We start from the raw sequence: 17,155 nt of genomic DNA, 5'->3' as shown, positions 1-17,155 counted from the left end.
TTGACCGGCAGACGCCGGATCAGGCTTACTTCAACGCGCTGACGCCAATGATGGTGGCGGCATAATCGAGGCGGAAATCCACTTAGCGAAACGCCCCAATCTGTTCAGACAAACCGAACCAGCTCTGTGGACAGCAGCCGCTTTACCTTGGGCTGGGAAAGGATTGCACCCAGGAACTTCGCAGCGATGTCACCATCAAGCAACCGGTCGCGGTTCTTCGAAAACACCGAATGGTCCCAAGCGGGATCGTCAACGCCGATGTCGACGAACCAGCGGAAGAGAAGGTCGTATTCCAACCGTTCCATCAGAAGTCGCTCAGAGCGGATCGAATAGAAGGCTTGCAGAAGCATGGCGCGAAGAAGCTTTTCTGGCGCAATCGACGGCCGCCCGATCGGTGAATAAAGCGCTGCAAAATCCTGTTCCAATAAAACGAGCGCTTCATTCACGATCTGCCGGATGGCCCGTAGAGGATGATCTTTTCGAACACGAGCCTCCAGATCCACATAGCTGAAGAGTTCACCTGTCCTCACATCGCCGCCGCGCATCCATCAGCTCCAAATCGCAATAAAGCGAGTGAATCACGACAGGAGACTTGCGCCAATGCCTTTTTCAACAGCCTGCTAAAGCTCACTGCGATTTAGAGAAGACAAAGTGCTTATTCAGCGCATATGAAAGGGCAATATATATTGCTCCGGCGGGAAGTTGAGCAAAGCCCTTATGGACGTGAAATATGTCGATGAGCGTTATTAGCACAAAGAGATTTGCGGTATATGACACTATGAACACCAAAACGAACTTGAGGGGCTCGGAGATGCTCCTAGAGCCCGCTCGGAACGTAAAATATTTGTTCAGGAAAAATGATGCCGCAAGACCAACTCCGTAACCGGCAAGGTTGCTCGTCACCGCATCTAGCAACAGAACATACATGCAGGAAAATATAACGGCATATCCCAAGAGAGAATTGAATAGGCCAACACATAAGTACCTGAGAAATTGGTTCATTTCGCGTGCCGAACTACACTGCAGTATTGTCCTCCGAGAGGCAGCCACCAAAAATAATCTTCCAACTTTACAAGTGAGGAAAGCCTTGGTGGAACGAAGAGGCAAAAAGATCGATCTACAACTGACATATTAACTTGGCTGAATCGTGCCGCGAGTTCCGAAGGGCGCAAAAGCACCGCATCCGCATCGAATGGGCACGTATTTACGATTGAGCGTGTGATCGGGTTATATGGATTGTGCTCGAAGACTGTCATCGTCCCCGACCGAACCAGTCTTTTACTGAGCAAGTCGCACACGGCGGGACGTTCGACGGGTGCAATATGGTGGAAAACGCCAGCGATAAAGATCAGATCGAATTGCCCGATTTCTAGCTCAGGGGTTTCAACCGCGAACGTCGCAGCCCTATTTTCTGCGGCCGCTAGTTCCAAACTTGCCGCAGAGATATCGGTCCCGAATACTTCCGCATCAGGAAACATCGCCTGCAGATAGGGAATATTCCTCCCGATGCCGCACCCGTATTCCAGTATCCTCGCAACCTGATGCTTGACTTTTTTCCGCGTCAACCTGACTTTGTATTCGGCAAAATAGTCCTCATTGCTCGTGAAAAAGCCTGTGCTCTCGCGCAGAAGCTCGTTATAATTATCGGTGTATTTGTCAAAATCTACCTTTTCACTCATCAGACGATATCTCCTCATCAATAATGTACTTTGGCCTGGCCTTCACCTCATTATAGATGCCGCCGATGTAGATCCCAATCACCCCTAGGATTGTCAACTGCACTGCGCTGAATAGGAGCAGCAGCGTTACCATACTCGTCCAGCCACTCGGCAGTGATCGGTCAATGAAGAAATTGACTATAGCCGTGAACATCAACACCAAGGCAACAATGCCAAATGCCGCACCGACAACTATTCCAGTCTGGAGAGGTTTTGTGCTAGAAGAAAGGATGCCGCTGGAAGCCAACCGAACCATCTGCGAGACGGAGTATTTCGATTGGCCGGAAGCCCGCGGTGCCGCGGTGAATTCGACTCCAACTTGGCGGTAGCCCATCCAAGTAAAGAGCCCGCGCAGGAACATATTGCGTTCTGGAAATTCTGCCACCAGCGTGGTAGCTACACGCTTAGAGATCAACCTGAAGTCCGCCGAGTTGGGATTGATCGGGACGTCAGATATGCGATTCAGTGTATCGTAAAACAGATTCCCCAAAAACTTACGACCGGTTCCGATATCGATTGTATCTTTGCGAACCGTGAAAACAACGTCAGCGCCCTCTCTAAAGTGCCGCACAAGCTCGGGAATCAGCTCAGGTGGATGCTGCAGATCGCTATCCATCATAATCACTGCGTCAGCGTTGACCGAGTATTCGATTCCCGCGAGGAGCGACATCTGGTGACCAAAACGGGCGCTCAGCGCAAGAACCACTACTGTGGTGTCTCGCGCGGCAATTTCTCTAAGGATCTCGAGCGTATTGTCCGTACATCTATCTACTACGTAGACCACCCTGAAATCCAGGTCGATGCTGTTTGTAAGAACACTACTCAGCCGGGCATGAAACTTCTCGATTACGTCAGCTTCGTTGAATACGGGGCAAACTACGTTGAGTTTGATCGTTGACATTACTTTGCCCTCATCAGAGCGATCGTACGTTCAACGTCTGCGTAGATAACGGGTATATCAAATCCACTGCGCCCGTAAGGTCGCACACCCTCGACAACAATATCCATTGCTAACCCCCGCTCCCTTAACATCCCCTGAAGCAGTTCTCTCATCGAAATTGGCTTTCCACTTGCAACATTATAGATTGAGCCGGATTTGCCCGCATTTATAATCGCCATCAACTGCTCCCCGGCTTCCTCAAGCGATATGTAGTCTCTGACTGAGGCTAAAGGACCCGTCTCAATCTTGTCGCAGCTTCCAGCGGTCAGTTGTTCAAGCTGCTTATTGATGCGGCCAACAAAAAGCCGCTCAGACATGCCAGGGCCATTGAGATTAAATATCCGCGCGATAACGACGTCCTGTCCCCTATGCGAGCAGAGAACTCCCCACTGCGTCTGCCAAGACTTGGTGAGCCCATAAATCGACACCGGGCGCAACACCTGCTCAACCGAGACAGGGTTTTCCTCAGGATAAACTATCCCATATTCTGCCGCTGATCCTGCCAACAGAACTCGGGCGTTAAGATCATTCTCCTCGAGTGCGGCGAGCAGATTCTTTGCGCCAATGACATTTGTGGCAAGCGCCAGCGCAAAATCGTCTGAAAACACCGCGGATAGGTGTATGATGACTTCCGGCCTGAGAGATCTAAGTGCGCCCGAGAGATCGGCGTAGTTGCGGACGTCGACCGACATGGCATCACAGCCTTCAACACTTGATCTTCCGGCCTGAACAACATGATGGCCGATGGATCGAAGCTGTATTGCCAAAGAACGACCGAGGGCTCCCCAACCACCTGTGATCAGCACTCTACTCAAGACAGGCGTATCCCCAACTTTCCGGCAAGCTTGTCAAAATTCTCATCTGCGTACTGATAGTCATCTGGCCTGCCAATATCCAGCCAATACCCGGAAAATGGCCTGATCGTCGCTGGCCTACCTGTGGCAAGTCCATCCAGCATCAAATTGTCAAAACCGTATGTCCGCCCTCTCTCAAGGCGCTCTACCACCTCTCGGCTGAGGCAATAGATTCCCATGCTCACATCGAAATGGAACGTGGGTTTTTCCTCGAACGACATCAATTTTCCTTCCGCGTGCTTTAGCACACCAAAATCAATCCTGACGTCGCGACGGTACGCAGCAACAGAAACCTCACTCCCAGTTTCCATATGTTCCCTCAAGAACTCGTGATACGGCAAATCAGACAAGATATCCCCGTTCATGACCAAGAAATTCTCCGGAAGATCCCTTATCAAGGTCAAGGGACCGATTGTACTCAGCTCGCTCTGTTCGATCGAGTAGTCGAGCTTTATACCCCAGCGTGCACCGTCCCCGAAGTACGCCATAATGAGGTGCGAAAGATGGTTCACTGCTAACGTAATGTGAGTGAACCCAGAGCTACTAAGCTGCATGATAATAATCTCGAGGATCGAGAATTTCCCGCCAAGTGGCACCAAGGGTTTAGGGATCAACGTAGTGTAAGGTCTCAACCTCGTTCCCTTACCACCTGCAAGTATGATGGCCCTCATTTTACTTCCCCTCCTTAGCCTCAAACATTATAGAGCCAGGCTTTGTAACGGTTCAGATTTTCGGGCTTCCTGAACCATTCCACTGTGTCACGCAATCCGGCTTCAATGTTGTAAGAAGCGTCCCACCCTGTAAGTCTCTTGATAAGACGGTTGTCTCCAATCAGTCGAAACACTTCTGACGCTTCGGGCCGGAGACGTTCGTCGTCAGTAGCGATTGTGGCACTCGGATTGATTTGCGCGACAAGGGTCCGCGCGATATCTCCAACAGATACCTCCGTTCCTGTGGCTATATTTACCTCTTTACCGATGGCCTCCTCGCATTCAGCCAGCGCGAGGAAACCTTCGACTGTATCCTTCACGTAGTTGAAGTCACGCGTCGGCAAGAGGCTGCCTAACTTTACTTCGGCAGCACCTAGCAAAAGCTGTGTGATCACTGTAGGGATAACAGCTCTCGCCGACTGGCGCGGCCCATACGTATTGAACGGTCGAACTATCGTCACCGGCGTGTCAAACGACCTAAAAAATGATTCCGCCAGACGATCAGCTCCAATCTTTGTTGCACTGTACGGTGACTGCCCCTGAAAAGGATGCGACTCATCGATCGGAGCATATTGGGCGGTGCCGTAGACCTCAGATGTAGACGTTATCAAAACTCGTTCGGTTCCGAGACTTCTGGCAGCTTGGAGTACGTTCAGAGTGCCCTTAATGTTTGTGTCGACATAGGAGTCGGGCGAGTGATACGAGAATGGGATTGCGATCAATGCCGCTAGATGGAAAATTACGTCGCATCCAGCCATTGCAGTTGTGACTCCATTTGGATCGCGAATATCTCCGGAGAACACATCCAAGTCTTTGAGCTGGGATGGCGGAAGCGAGTCTAGCCAACCCCAACTGTTGAATGAGTTGTACAAGACAAAGGCGCGTACATCGCATCCACGCTCCAACAGCGCCTCAACAAGATGGCTGCCTATGAATCCATCCGCCCCTGTTACAAGAACCTTCTTGTTCCTCAAATCCATGATTAGTCCTCTTTTAGAGTCGGATTAACAAACTGAAAGTACATTGAGCGCGCATCACCGTTTGCAGGCACTCTATTCCCCTCGAATCGGAAGTTAAGCTTTGCCGTTTGCCTCGCTGCGAGCTCTAAAGGTACTGAAAAGTCGCCACTTCCCGATTGCAAGTCCACGGTCATATCCAGTCCCGACCCGGAAATATGCAACTTGCCTCCAGGCAGACTTCGAAACGCAGTGGAGAATCTTACGCGCCGCGGGGTCGAAGAGGGATTACTCAACAATAGTCGCGAAACGCGTTGCGACCATCGAAACGCCCCCCCCCCGTCCACCTCAGCCTCCTTCTGGTAGGTACCAGAGGCAAAACCGAGAAAAGGAGCGTCCGGTGAAGGACCGTCCAGAGGCCCCGTTTGATTGGTAGAAATCAATCCAGCTTTTCCACTTAGATCAAAAAATGCATACCGCTTTGAGTTGGACTCAAGCTGCGGACTTCCTATCTGGCGGCGGAGCGAAGCCTCAACTTCCGTGAGTCCCTGCTCGCTGTAGCCGTACCGATCAAGCCAGAGCCCATTGAAACCCGAAAGGGCAAGGTTCGCCAGAAATTTCGGATCTGACAGGGACCCGATCCTTTCGTGCCAAGCTTCCGCCCTGTACGAAAAGCTGGGCCAACTCCAACTCAAAGCTCTAGACCAAACGAATGGACGGCCGTGATCATAAGCTTTCATTCTATTTTGGCCAGCGTCCAGCGGGAAAGTGGTCTCAGGCAACTGATAAATTTGCCTGACATTTGGGAACCGCTCTTCCACTTTTCCTACAAGGTCTTTCTCATCCAATGCCTGCGCGGTATCTGCACTGTATCGCCTTACCAATGGCCGCGCGGCATCACCTTGATCAATCACGCCCACAAGGAAAATACCAGCACCAAGACCAATGGAAGCACTTTTCCTGGCCCATTTGCGAGTTCGAAGCACCGGCCTGTTCTCGAGAGAGCCAAGCATGTCTGACAGCAGCGCACATAACACGAAAGCAGAGAAAAATGCGATAAAGACGATGATCCGGTTGTACGCTCGAATATCCGGCGCAACGAGTAAGTTGAAGATTGAGCCGAGCCCCCCAATCGTGGCGACGAATGTTCCAAACAACACCAGAACGCCTGCAGCCCAACGCACGTCATTACGACTGTGCGGACCGGTAAATAACGCGTAGAATATCGACAAAAGATACCCAAAAGCCAGTACGACACCTAGCCTGACAAACCTATTCTCATTCTCGAGTGGGAAACCTGCCTTATTGACACGTCGCTCCAGCATCGCTGGGCTGATTATCTGTCTGATCTTCAGACCATAGTAATCTGCCTCCACCGCGGATTTATAGCTCATATTGGGCGGCACGCCGTTTGCCGTCCACGTGACAGCAGAGGGAACAAAATTAATCGCAGAAAAAATGCATATTATCGCAACAAATGGCGCAACAGAAACGGCTGGCCTCACACTTTTCTTGACAACGGCAGCCACAACGGCAGCACATAGCAAAAACAAACAAGAAAAAAAAGCGTTGTATACGTAGTCAAGACCAATGAATACGCAAGAAATGAAAAGTACTACTCGCTCCGCGCCATGGATTCTTTTGTTTTGGCTACCACAGATAATCCTTAGACAATATGCACATATTACAGGTACAAATATGTAAGTGAGACTAATATGCGCTACGTTGCGCTGCAGGGCGTATGGAAGCAACGCATACATCGTCGACACGAGAAGCACTGGCGCCCATCTGAAGCCGAAAAGTCTCATGCTATAGGAGCAGACAACTGACGTCACAACACAAGACAGTAACCAGTACAAGTTTAGGATTACGGCAGGGTTGGACGTGAAAAGCGAAATGAACTTCATCACGGCGGACGATGCAGTAATGTTCTGCGGAAATGCCGCGGCATCGAATCCAAACGGAGCGCCTAGATCAGACACCCACCATATCCACCCGCCGGAAGCAATCGACTTGGCAAGTGCTAACTCAAATATTGTATCACCTTCATAATTGAAGGGAATTCCGATATCAAGGCGCCATACTTTCAGAATAATCGCGAGACATAATGATGTCAGGACGAGCTGAACAAGGTAAAACAAATGCTCGCGGCGAAATAGCGGACTGGTCATATGTAGGGGCACAGCTACAATCTTAGGGTCGGTGTCGTGCCGCGTTTACACTATTTAACTAGGCGTTCATACTGCTCACAATACAAATCCACCATCTTCTCGGCTCCCAATTTTTCAAGGTACCGTCGCCGGGCATTGTCGCCATATCGCATGGATGCGGACGGCGACGCTGCTATTTTTTTCATTGCCTCCGCCAGCGCCTCACTATCCAGAGGAGGCACGACCAACCCAGTGATCCCGTCCAGATTAATGTAGCTCGTTCCAGTCCCGATTTCGCAAGAAATCATTGGCTTCCCAAACATCGCGGCTTCTACTAATGACAACCCGTAGGCTTCTGACCGAAGGTGGGAAGGAAAGACAAATCCAGCGCTGAGTTCAAGAAGGCTGGCTTTATCGCTGTCCGGCAAGGCGCCCAGAAAGTGGACATTTCGAAGGTTATGATCCTTCGCGTACGCCCTAAGGGGCGCCTCCATCGGCCCCTCTCCAACCACCAGAATGTCAAGTTCGGTTTTCCTTGCGGCCTCCAAAAGGATATGGACGCCTTTGTAATAGCGCAGAACACCTACAAAGAGGAAAAAGGGCCTAGGAAACCTTGCTTGCCAGCGTCGCTTCATGTCATTGGAAGCTCGCGGATAATCTTGCTCATCCAAACCAAGCGGGATAACCGTAGTTTTCGCCAGATAGCGCTGTAAAATTTCACTCGTCGCTAGGTAATTGGGCGACGTCGCCACGATCCTGTCCACGCTGCTTAAGAAGCGGTACATGATCGGTCTATAGAAAGGCAAAAGGAACCGCTGCTTCACAATATCGGAATGGTAGGTGACGATCGTTGGTTTTTTGCTACTTGAAGCCAGATGAACGACATCCATCACCGGCCACGGAAAGTGATAGTGCACGATGTCGGCCTCTTCGCTCAGGTCTCGAAACCGACCGAAAACCTCGCGCGAGAAGCCTGTCGATGCGAATTCAAAGTCGAGCTTGACCTTGTGTGCCATATGACCGTCAAACTCGCGGCTATTTTGCTCAGGCGCCCTACTTAGCGAAAGCACATCAGACTTCACACCATACTTGGCTGCCCCCTTTGCGATCGCATGAATGGTCCGCTCCACGCCGCCGAAGGTGTCAGGCCAATAAGTCTTGAAGAAGTGCAAAACCCGCATATCACTCCAACGCCGGGTCAACAAACTGCCGGTCTTTGTCATACCAAAGTCATTCTAGGTGCAAGGCATGGGCATCCGTGATAGGCGTAACCCAAACGCAGGCTTGGTGGCCATTAAATGTCACCTAAGTCTGCATACGTGAGCTGGGTGCCCCGCGCACCGGCTATTTAGCCCCTTTGAGCAGGTAGTCCATAAAGCCTGCCGCCGGCGTGTTCTCTAAACCCTGAGCCAGCGAGGATGCCAATGACGATTTGCCGTACACCACAAACGCAATCAAGGATTGCACTAGAGCTTCCCGCCAATTGGCATTGTCTTCTAATCGCCTGAAGAATACTGCATCGCCCCAACCCAGCCAGTCCCGAGATTCGTTGTAAGGCGTGTTTGCGATCGGATAGTGGCACAACGTGGGGAAGTCGACTAACTCGAACCCTTTTGTCCGCATATACTGTTCGATTTCCGAGAAGAGGGCTTGGCCCTTGTAGATCTCCACGAACGAAACCTCGCAATGCACGACTAAGGTACGCCTTAGTATTTCGTTTGCATGCCTCAGAGCTTCGAGTTCGAAACCCTGAATATCGAGCTTTAGCAGGTCGACGTAAGCCTCCTCCTTTAGCGCTTCATCCAACGTCGACGTCATAACGGGCTCGGTGGCCACCGTACGCAGAGGCGCGAGCTCAAGCAGTCGGGAAGTTACAACTTGGTTGAATGGAAGCAGCGATGACGTTGAATCGGGCTCATTTGTATGGAAAACGTGCTCCTTACCATCGCCGACGAACGCGGGCAGCAGCGTAAGTCCCGGTCCTTCACTCTCCAGTCGTTCCACGCGGCGATGCTCCAGAGGCTCAAAGCCAATCACCCGGGTGGGCACCTTCTGATCTATTAGACCCGCATAGACATGGTCCTCACTGCTTAGGATCTGCGCTCCAACGTCAACAATTACAACCGGAGAGCTCCTCAACATCCCCGGTAGAGCTTCGATTGCCGCCGATTCACCCGAAATTTGCGACGTCGCCGATGGGCGCTTGGATTTGTATTCCTCACTTAAAATCAATGCCTCAGCGATTACGCCGAGGTTAGCTCCACCCTGCCAGATCGCAATCCAATTGGCGAGCCCGCCGGCGTCTGGTTCACGCGCCAGCAACCCTAAGTAGAGCCCACGAATTATCGCGCGCATTTCATCAATGGGCGGAGAGAAAGAGGGAGTATTCTCGTGTCTTGAACTCATTCGCCTTGAGACCCTGTTGTCTTTACAAATGCATGACTGTCTAACCATTGCCAATTGGTAACCGGGTGTAGGTTGACAACACCGGCCCAGATAATGGCAGAAGGGTTTGGCAAGACCTTGAATGAAATTACGTCGTGCATGTAGCTTAAGACTTCACGAAATACCCCACCGGGCATACTTCCGTTGGCCAACCCAACCGTGATCGTGTAGTCTCCAGGTGAGAGATCGACCGCGAAGGAAAACCGTACTTCTAAGTGAGAGTCGGTTTGTGCCGCACCCAATACACGGCTCATGCAATAGGTATTTGACTCGAAAATAACCGTACCTGTGGCAGTTCGAATCTTGAAACCGACGTGCGGATCTTCGAGATATCGATGAAGTCGATACCTCACGATCAACTCGACCGACTCTTCGCTGAGAACAACTGCTACCTTTTCGCCGGCTCCGTTCAACAATGCAACGTCAGCGCAAGTTGCACCGTCAGTTGACATACTACCTGCGCTGCCGCTGACCGCCTCCCCACTATCCAAGGAGTTACCAGGGTTGATTGTGGGTTTGTCGTCACCTTCGTGACTCTTCACCAATACATCGGCCTGATACAAATCCACGGCTTCTTTAGGGGACCCATCACTGGCTATCGCGCCAGCGCGCAAATAGATGGCTCTTGTGCAGAACTCCAGGACTGTTGACATGCCATGCGTCACAAATAGTAACGTCGTACCATCCGCTACATATTGCCGAATCCGATGATAACACTTTTGCTGGAAATGCACGTCGCCAACAGCGAGTGCTTCATCGACAATGAGCACGTCCGGTCTATCCGCAACAGCGACTGCAAAGGCCAACCGAACCTGCATCCCACTTGAATACATCCGGACAGGTTGATCAATGTAGCTTCCAATCTCGGCGAACGCCAGTATATCAGGCATTCGCCGGTCGATTTCTTCAATACTATAGCCCAAAAGCTGACCGGCCATGTATACATTCTGCCGGCCTGTAAAGTCGGAATGAAAACCCATGCCAAGCTCTAATAGCGCGGCCACACGACCTGCGACATTCACAGTACCAATGGTAGGCTGTGTTGTTCCGGTAATCATCTTCAAGAGGGTGCTCTTACCTGCTCCATTCACTCCGATGATACCTACAGCTTCGCCGGGCTCAATTGAGAAATTTAGATCCCTGAGCACCCAATGCAGGTGATGACGAGGTTTATGGCGCGGATCCGACCATTCCGCGAGACGCGCCCAGCGAGAAGGATACTGCCTGTAAGCCTTACCGAGGTCGCGGACTAAAATAGCGCTCATTAGAGTTCGTCCACCATTTCGCCTACCCTGTTGCGAAATAATCTTAAACCAAGCATAGACAAGCCGATCGCCAGCACCGCCGTGTAGACCAGGCCCTGAAATCTAGGCCATTCACCCTGCACGAGAACGCCCTGCACTCCTTCGACAAGATTCACCATCGGATTGAATGCAATTATTTGCTTAACACGCTCCGGTAAGATTGCGACTGGATACACAATCGGCGTCAACCAGAACCAGAACGTGATTACAATTCCGAACAGCTGCCCTACGTCTCGAAAAAACACGTTGAGCACACCAAGAATCAACCCCAAGCTCGCACCAAAGACTACCAATAGTGCGATCAATGGCACCAAAGATACGAAAACTAGTCCGGGGAAATTACCCGTGACCACCAGAAAAATTGTGAAAAGGCCGAACACAATGCTGAAATTTAGCAAACCAATGGCCACTATTGTCACTGGGAGGCAGAGTCGCGGAAAATTTAGTTTCTTCAATAGATTTGCATTTTCCAGGAACATGCTCTGCGAGCGAGTTGTGATTTCCGCAAACAGGCCCCAAGTCAGAATTCCCGCACACAAGTGAATACTATAACCAAAAGTACTAGCCACACTTGGTAACTTTGCGTGCATTATTTGAGAAAAAACAATGGTGTAAACCAATATCTGAGCCAAGGGCTGAAAAAAGATCCAAGCAGCTCCCAAGAGGGAATTGCGGTATCTCGACTGGAATTCACGCTTCACGTTTCCAAACACGAACCCCCTGTAATTCCAAACCGGACGTAACAGCGCCAGCATCATACGCACCCACACACAACTTGAAGGAAACTGATGCCGTTCTCGTGCAAACACTCGCGCTGCAATTCGACGGTTACCAAATCGGCGATTCTAAGTTTGTCCACAAGAAGCGTGTAGCTCGTAGAGATGCAGTTGAAGTTGTTGGTGGTCACAAGAATCTCCCGCGCGCCATCTGTAAATCTTCTCTCCAACTCAACACAACCCTAGCGCGACGGGACGCTGGCACATTGCGGGCTCGGGCGTCGTCGGCAGAGCTTCGAATGCGCCATCAAAGAACAGCCTCTCAAGGGAGCTCATGCCCACTTGGCGTCAACATCTTATTCTGAACCGCAGCTAACACGCACGCCTTTGAGACGCAAGCGTGGTATAAGCAAGGCCGACGCGTTTCGAACAACGCAGAAGTCGGCGTTGCCCTCGATGTTAGCGTAGCCCCCCGAAGCCAATCGAGGCGCACTATTGCTGGACTTTCGCGTTTAGTCATCTACCGAAGGAACACCTTCATCGGGTACGGGAAGCAGAAACCAAAACCACTGACTTCGAAGGAAATCACTTCGGATACGACTTCAATGCCCAGAGGAAATGGTCGTTTTCTTCGTGGCTGCCTATGCTGACGCGAATGAATGTCTCAAAACCCGTCTGCTTCCACGGTTTGACGATGACGCCGCTTTCGAGCAGAGCCTCGGCTAGGTGAGCCGCAGTTCTGCCGGTGTCGATGAACAGGAAATTGCATTTCGAGGGCGCTATCCTGAAGCCCATAGCCTCAAGGGCGGTTCCCATCCGTTCCCGTTCCAAACGGGTAGACTCGACCGACCGCTTCAGGTGATGCGCATCATCCAGTGCTGCCATTGCCGAGAACTGAGCGATCGAATTGGTGTTGAACGGTGTACGTGCGCGATTGAAGAAATCGCAAAGATCCCCGTCGCTGACTATGCCATAGCCAATGCGCAGACCCGCAAGGCCATAGGCCTTGGAAAAGGTCCTGAGCACGACCCAGTTGCAACCGCTGTCTTTCAGCATCTCGACGGCGCTTGGATAGTCTTCACCGGCGGCATATTCCGCATAAGCCTCATCCACGACAATAAGGGTCCCCGGATCGAGTGCAGTGATAACCTTCAAAAGATTGTCCGGCGTAAGCCATGTGCCAACCGGATTCATCGGGTTCGAGAACATCAGCATCCGCGGTCTGCGGGCGATCGCCGCTAGGAGCGCCTTCATGTCGATCGTTAGGTCCTCCGTCACCGTGACGCGTTCGATCCGTCCGCCCATCAGGGTCACATAGTCTTCGTGTAGCGGAAAAGAGGGATAGAGTGTCGCCATTGTATCGTCCGGTCGCACAACCGATCGGCAAATGACCGCAATGAGGTCCTCCGAGCCGTTGCCAAGAACAACTTGATTGCGGAGAACACCGAAGTCAGCAGCCAGGCGGGCGCAAAGTGCACGGCCCTGAGGATCGGGATAGAGACGAGCAAGCTCGCCAATATCGGGGAACAGCCCGCGTAGCGTCGGCGAGGGCCCGAGTGGATTTTCGTTTGAGCCAAGCTTGGCGACTTGGTCAACGTGGTATTTGGTGCGCACCTCCTCCAACGTCAATCCGGCATTGTAAGGAGCGATCGCGCGGAGTTCATGCCGGATAGGGCTTGAAGGATTTGTCATTTATTGTCCCCATGAGTGTGTTTGCAGCACGACACCAATTGCGAGCAATGCGATGATGTGAGCATATGTATAGACATGTCAAGACAAGTATGCTGTTCATTTCGGAAGCAAGACAAAGGAGCCTCTGCCATGACCCGTCCGAATTTTGATCTTTCCGGCCGACGCGCCCTCGTCACTGGAGCAAGCCGTGGCATCGGGCAGGCAATCGCAGTTGCGCTGGCTGAGGCAGGTGCTGATGTAGCGGTTACAGCACGGGCAGTCGACGGACTTGCCGTAACCCAAGCACTCGTTGAAAAGACCGGCAGACGGACAGTGGCGTTCGCACAGGACGTTCGTAATGTCGAGGCCTGCGGTGGCGTCACGAGAGCGGCAGCAAAGGCTCTCGGTGGCCTTGACATCCTAGTCAACAACGCGGGCTTCGAGAACGTCCGGTCCTCATTCGACGTGGACGAGGCGCTCTTCGAATCGATCCTGTCTACCAATCTGAAAGGGGCTTTCTTCTGCGCTCAGGCTGCCGGCCGGATCATGGCTGAGGCGGGCGGCGGAGCGATTGTCAATCTTTGCTCGCTGACCTCCTATGTCGGCATTCCAACAGCAGTACCCTACGGGGCCTCGAAGTCTGGTCTGCTCGGTGTAACAAGGGCCCTGGCTGCCGAGTGGGCCGAGCACAATATCCGCGTCAACGCCATTGCACCTGGCTATTTTAGAACGGCTATGACGGAGGTCTTCTACGAGAATGAGAATTGGCAATCACGGATGCTCGATAAGATACCACAACGCCGCTTCGGTAACGAAAGCGACATCGGTGGCGTTGCGGTCTTCCTTTGCAGCGATGCAGCCGCCTACATCACCGGTCATTGCATTCCTGTCGACGGTGGCTACCTCGCCTCGATTTAGAACTTCGACCCTCATCGCCTGTCGTGTAGCGTGAGTGCAATGAATTGCGCGCAGATCTTTGATAGCTGCGCTCCCAGATCCCGCGGCAGAGCCCGCCCCGCACGCGACTTCTCTTTTGGGGCCGCACGACGAAAGCACGAAACAAGGCGAGAAGCAGCGTCGCAAGCGCTTGGTCAAGCCACGTCGGCGACCAAAGTGCCATCGACCCGCTGCGTCGGACGGGTCGAAACCTTCGCCAGATTCGGGCTAGCAGCTCACCCTTCGTCCCTTGCATTTCGAATAGACAATTGCCGATGCAATCGTGCCGTCTCATCAGGATTGTCCTCAATGGTGACAGTCCTCATGTTGTTTCGGCCGTATCGTTCGGAGATGAACTTGCACTCTCGTTCGGCTTCGGCCTCGGACCGAGCGATGATAAATACATCAGAACCATCAATCACAGCATACCGCATGTCGTTGCTCCCGCAGCACCGTGCCCCGAGATCATGCTCCACGCACGACGGAAAAACAACCTTGTGGCGAGTCCCGATCTTCTACTCGCCGCCAGCTCGGGACATCCGCGATCCATGCTGGCATGAAGTGCCATTTTGCAGTTTGCGTTGCGTCCAGGTTCCGCTAGGTTGGTCGAAATGCGCAGTCAGAAGATGTAGCCATCTAACTTTGCACAGGATGCTCGCATGAATGAGGATCTTAGTAAGTGCGGTGAGGAAAGGAACTCAAACTTCCTTCAGCGTTTATGCGCCGTACTCCTTGTCCTGATCACGGGTATAGTTTTTGCGCCGCTCATCATCGCGCTAGGACTTCTCGCCGCGATCCGCCGCCGTTGACAAAGGGCGACTATTCGGGACCGATCAGGCGGTATGGCACGGTCTCGAGGAAGCTGTCGCGTTCGACACCCCTCACATTTGACGGGAGTCGCCTTCCATTTTTTCCAATCTCCAGCGATCACGAATGCCCCTGACGCTTGCCCACACGCGCCCGCGACCCTCAATCGATCGCACCGCCAGCTGCAGCGCCTTTTTCTAGTGAGCAGGATATCCCGCCGTGCGGTTGAGATCTGTTTCCACGGTGTTTGTCGCCCTGGTAAACAAGGCCCACGAGGGCCAGCACCACACTGGGAACCTGCCACTGAGGCTTGCTTTGCGCTGTGATAGTGGTAGACAGCGCCGCAACAGAATTGCGGGTGTCATTCTCAAGATCGATCTCGCGCCAGCCGAGATTAGTCCGTGAAAGAGCGTGACGCTCCCGACAGGCACTCGCAATACCCCGTGAAAGAACGACGAATTGCGCACAAATTCGTGCAGTGCAATCCGGTATTACAAGACAAAAGACAACAGGTTTCCCAATATGACCGTGCTTACCCCATCCCAGATTGCCGCCCTAAAACTCGCTCGGGACGGCGATCTATACCCCCAGCCATCCAATAAATGGACGCACCAGAATGCGACCGTAACCTACGCGAAGTCGGACCGCTGGAAAGAACGGCCCCTTAAAGTGAAGTCCGTAACTGCGAAAACATTGGACGAGCTAAAGGCGCCTGGCTTTTTGGAGCGGCGCCATCTCGATGATGACGGGTCGAAAGATGTCTACGGGATAACAATGGCTGGGAAGGTATGGCTACTGAAGAACAAGTAGCCTTGAGCGCCGACCACGCCGAGCAAGGCTGGTGGCACCGCAGGAGGCGGATTTTGCCTGACAGACGTAGCGGAGGAAAGCGATAAGAGCCTCCGCTATCTCCTCAGGGCGTCTCTTCCATGATCAAGACAGATCGATGGCGACGTATTGGAACTCCTGTAGCGCGACAATCTGGATGAGATCACGTATTGCCGCACTTAACGATGCTCCCCGAGATGCCCACGTTGCCTCATTCATTTTGCTCCCACGTTGGGGCGAAGGAGGTCGGGCGCGGAGATGGTTGGGTTTCGGAGCGCCTGGCCTCCTTCGCGAGCGCCACGGCGCCTCAGTGTGGCCTTTCGACCTGCTGGACCGGCAGCTCCTTGTTCAAGGTACCAAACAGCAAGGCGTCCGCCTGTTCGCTGCGCCAGACCTTCAGCCGGCGCTGAAGTGTTCGAAGCAGCTTGTGGGGATAATCGCCGGGATACTCGGCCTGCAGGCGTGACAGAAGTTCACTGCCGGTTCGCCATGGCTCGGCTTCGAACCAACTCCGCAAATCGGCGGTCGCCTTGACGAGAGGGTCAGGACGCCGCCGTCCTCTTTTGGCTTTTACAATCGGGCGATCCGTCGGCCGGGTAGCTCCGTCCTTCCAGGCCGTCCGCAAACTCGCGAGGAAAAGGTCGATCGGTTGAGCTACCCCGTCAGTGCGCATGGCCGGCGGCGCGTCGGCAAGCGCAGCGAGTCGCTCCTGTAGGGTGCGAATATCGCGCAATAGCAGGACAGGATCGAGCCTGGAGTAGATTTCCTGCAGACGGGAGCGGACTGCATCTGACGTGCGAGCGTCGGCAATTAGACGCTGATGCGGCGTGGCTGGCGGACTATACGTCTTGCGTACACGAGCGCCGTCGCGCTGCTTCGCGATCAATTTGAATGATGGCTGAAAGAAGTTTACGAACAGCCGCGCTGATCGGTAGAGCTTCGCTAGCACTGTGGCGGCCTCCAGTCCCTCGAACCGACGATATCCGACCATCCTGCGCACCACGGCGCCATTCTTCTGCTCGACAAAGGCCTGGTCGTTCTTGCGGTAGGGGCGGCAACGCGTGAAGACGATGTTGGCGGCGTCACAATAGGCCTTCAGCGTCTCGTTCATGAAGACGGT

The 17,155-nt window shown here is 52.8% G+C and carries 14 protein-coding genes and 2 pseudogenes; 2 read left to right on the top strand and 14 right to left on the bottom strand.

Annotated features, from left to right (window positions below; translation table 11 throughout):
• Window positions 1-122: 122 nt before the first annotated feature.
• The 13 genes and pseudogenes from JNB88_RS32375 to JNB88_RS32315 form a co-directional block, all read right to left on the bottom strand.
• A pseudogene (locus JNB88_RS32375) lies at window positions 123-545 on the bottom strand (transposase); the annotation flags it as partial.
• An 82-nt stretch (window positions 546-627) separates the two neighbouring features.
• Window positions 628-1,002: a GtrA family protein gene (locus tag JNB88_RS34750; RefSeq protein ID WP_220359052.1), complete on the bottom strand. Its 375-nt coding sequence runs from the start codon at window positions 1,000-1,002 to the stop codon at window positions 628-630.
• The gene (locus tag JNB88_RS32365) at window positions 999-1,679 is read right to left on the bottom strand and encodes a class I SAM-dependent methyltransferase (RefSeq protein ID WP_220359051.1); all 681 of its coding nucleotides are present in this window, start codon (window positions 1,677-1,679) and stop codon (window positions 999-1,001) included. The genes JNB88_RS34750 and JNB88_RS32365 overlap by 4 nt, the downstream gene beginning before the upstream one ends.
• Window positions 1,672-2,619, bottom strand: a complete 948-nt coding sequence (locus JNB88_RS32360; protein ID WP_220359050.1) for a glycosyltransferase family 2 protein — start codon at window positions 2,617-2,619, stop codon at window positions 1,672-1,674. The genes JNB88_RS32365 and JNB88_RS32360 overlap by 8 nt, the downstream gene beginning before the upstream one ends.
• The gene (locus tag JNB88_RS32355) at window positions 2,619-3,464 is read right to left on the bottom strand and encodes an NAD-dependent epimerase/dehydratase family protein (RefSeq protein WP_338111073.1); all 846 of its coding nucleotides are present in this window, start codon (window positions 3,462-3,464) and stop codon (window positions 2,619-2,621) included. The genes JNB88_RS32360 and JNB88_RS32355 overlap by 1 nt, the downstream gene beginning before the upstream one ends.
• 5 nt (window positions 3,465-3,469) lie before the next feature.
• Window positions 3,470-4,183, bottom strand: coding sequence for a sugar phosphate nucleotidyltransferase (locus JNB88_RS32350; RefSeq protein WP_220359048.1), 714 nt, complete (start codon window positions 4,181-4,183; stop codon window positions 3,470-3,472).
• Window positions 4,184-4,203: 20 nt separating this feature from the next.
• On the bottom strand, window positions 4,204-5,202 hold the full coding sequence (locus tag JNB88_RS32345; RefSeq protein ID WP_220359047.1) for an NAD-dependent 4,6-dehydratase LegB: 999 nt from the start codon (window positions 5,200-5,202) through the stop codon (window positions 4,204-4,206).
• Between the two features lie 2 nt (window positions 5,203-5,204).
• Window positions 5,205-7,349 carry a hypothetical protein gene (locus tag JNB88_RS32340; protein WP_220359046.1) on the bottom strand — a complete coding sequence of 715 codons (2,145 nt, stop codon included), beginning with the start codon at window positions 7,347-7,349 and terminating at the stop codon, window positions 5,205-5,207.
• 50 nt (window positions 7,350-7,399) lie between these two features.
• Window positions 7,400-8,509 (bottom strand): glycosyltransferase family 4 protein, encoded by a 1,110-nt coding sequence (locus JNB88_RS32335; protein ID WP_220359053.1) that lies wholly within the window; start codon window positions 8,507-8,509, stop codon window positions 7,400-7,402.
• A 163-nt stretch (window positions 8,510-8,672) separates the two neighbouring features.
• Window positions 8,673-9,734 (bottom strand): FkbM family methyltransferase, encoded by a 1,062-nt coding sequence (locus tag JNB88_RS32330; RefSeq protein WP_220359045.1) that lies wholly within the window; start codon window positions 9,732-9,734, stop codon window positions 8,673-8,675.
• Entirely contained in the window at window positions 9,731-11,038 is a 1,308-nt protein-coding gene (locus JNB88_RS32325) for an ABC transporter ATP-binding protein (RefSeq protein WP_220359044.1), read from the bottom strand. Before JNB88_RS32325 ends, JNB88_RS32330 begins: the two co-directional genes overlap by 4 nt.
• A complete protein-coding gene (locus JNB88_RS32320; protein WP_220359043.1) occupies window positions 11,038-11,832 on the bottom strand; it encodes an ABC transporter permease in 795 nt (264 codons plus the stop codon). The genes JNB88_RS32325 and JNB88_RS32320 overlap by 1 nt, the downstream gene beginning before the upstream one ends.
• Window positions 11,833-12,378: 546 nt before the next feature.
• A complete protein-coding gene (locus JNB88_RS32315; protein ID WP_220359042.1) occupies window positions 12,379-13,485 on the bottom strand; it encodes a histidinol-phosphate transaminase in 1,107 nt (368 codons plus the stop codon).
• 129 nt (window positions 13,486-13,614) lie between these two features.
• Here JNB88_RS32315 and JNB88_RS32310 point away from each other — a divergent pair, with 129 nt between their 5' ends.
• Complete coding sequence (locus JNB88_RS32310; RefSeq protein ID WP_220359041.1) at window positions 13,615-14,382, top strand: SDR family NAD(P)-dependent oxidoreductase; 768 nt, start codon at window positions 13,615-13,617, stop codon at window positions 14,380-14,382.
• A 1,347-nt stretch (window positions 14,383-15,729) separates the two neighbouring features.
• Window positions 15,730-16,017, top strand: coding sequence for a hypothetical protein (locus JNB88_RS32305; RefSeq protein ID WP_220359040.1), 288 nt, complete (start codon window positions 15,730-15,732; stop codon window positions 16,015-16,017).
• 325 nt (window positions 16,018-16,342) lie between these two features.
• Here the strand turns inward: JNB88_RS32305 and JNB88_RS32300 are convergent.
• Window positions 16,343-17,155, bottom strand: a pseudogene (locus tag JNB88_RS32300) (ISNCY family transposase); the annotation flags it as partial.

This window comes from Rhizobium cauense (assembly GCF_019511525.1).
In the GTDB taxonomy this organism is placed as follows: domain Bacteria; phylum Pseudomonadota; class Alphaproteobacteria; order Rhizobiales; family Rhizobiaceae; genus Rhizobium; species Rhizobium cauense.
This window is presented reverse-complemented; position numbering and strand designations above follow the sequence as displayed.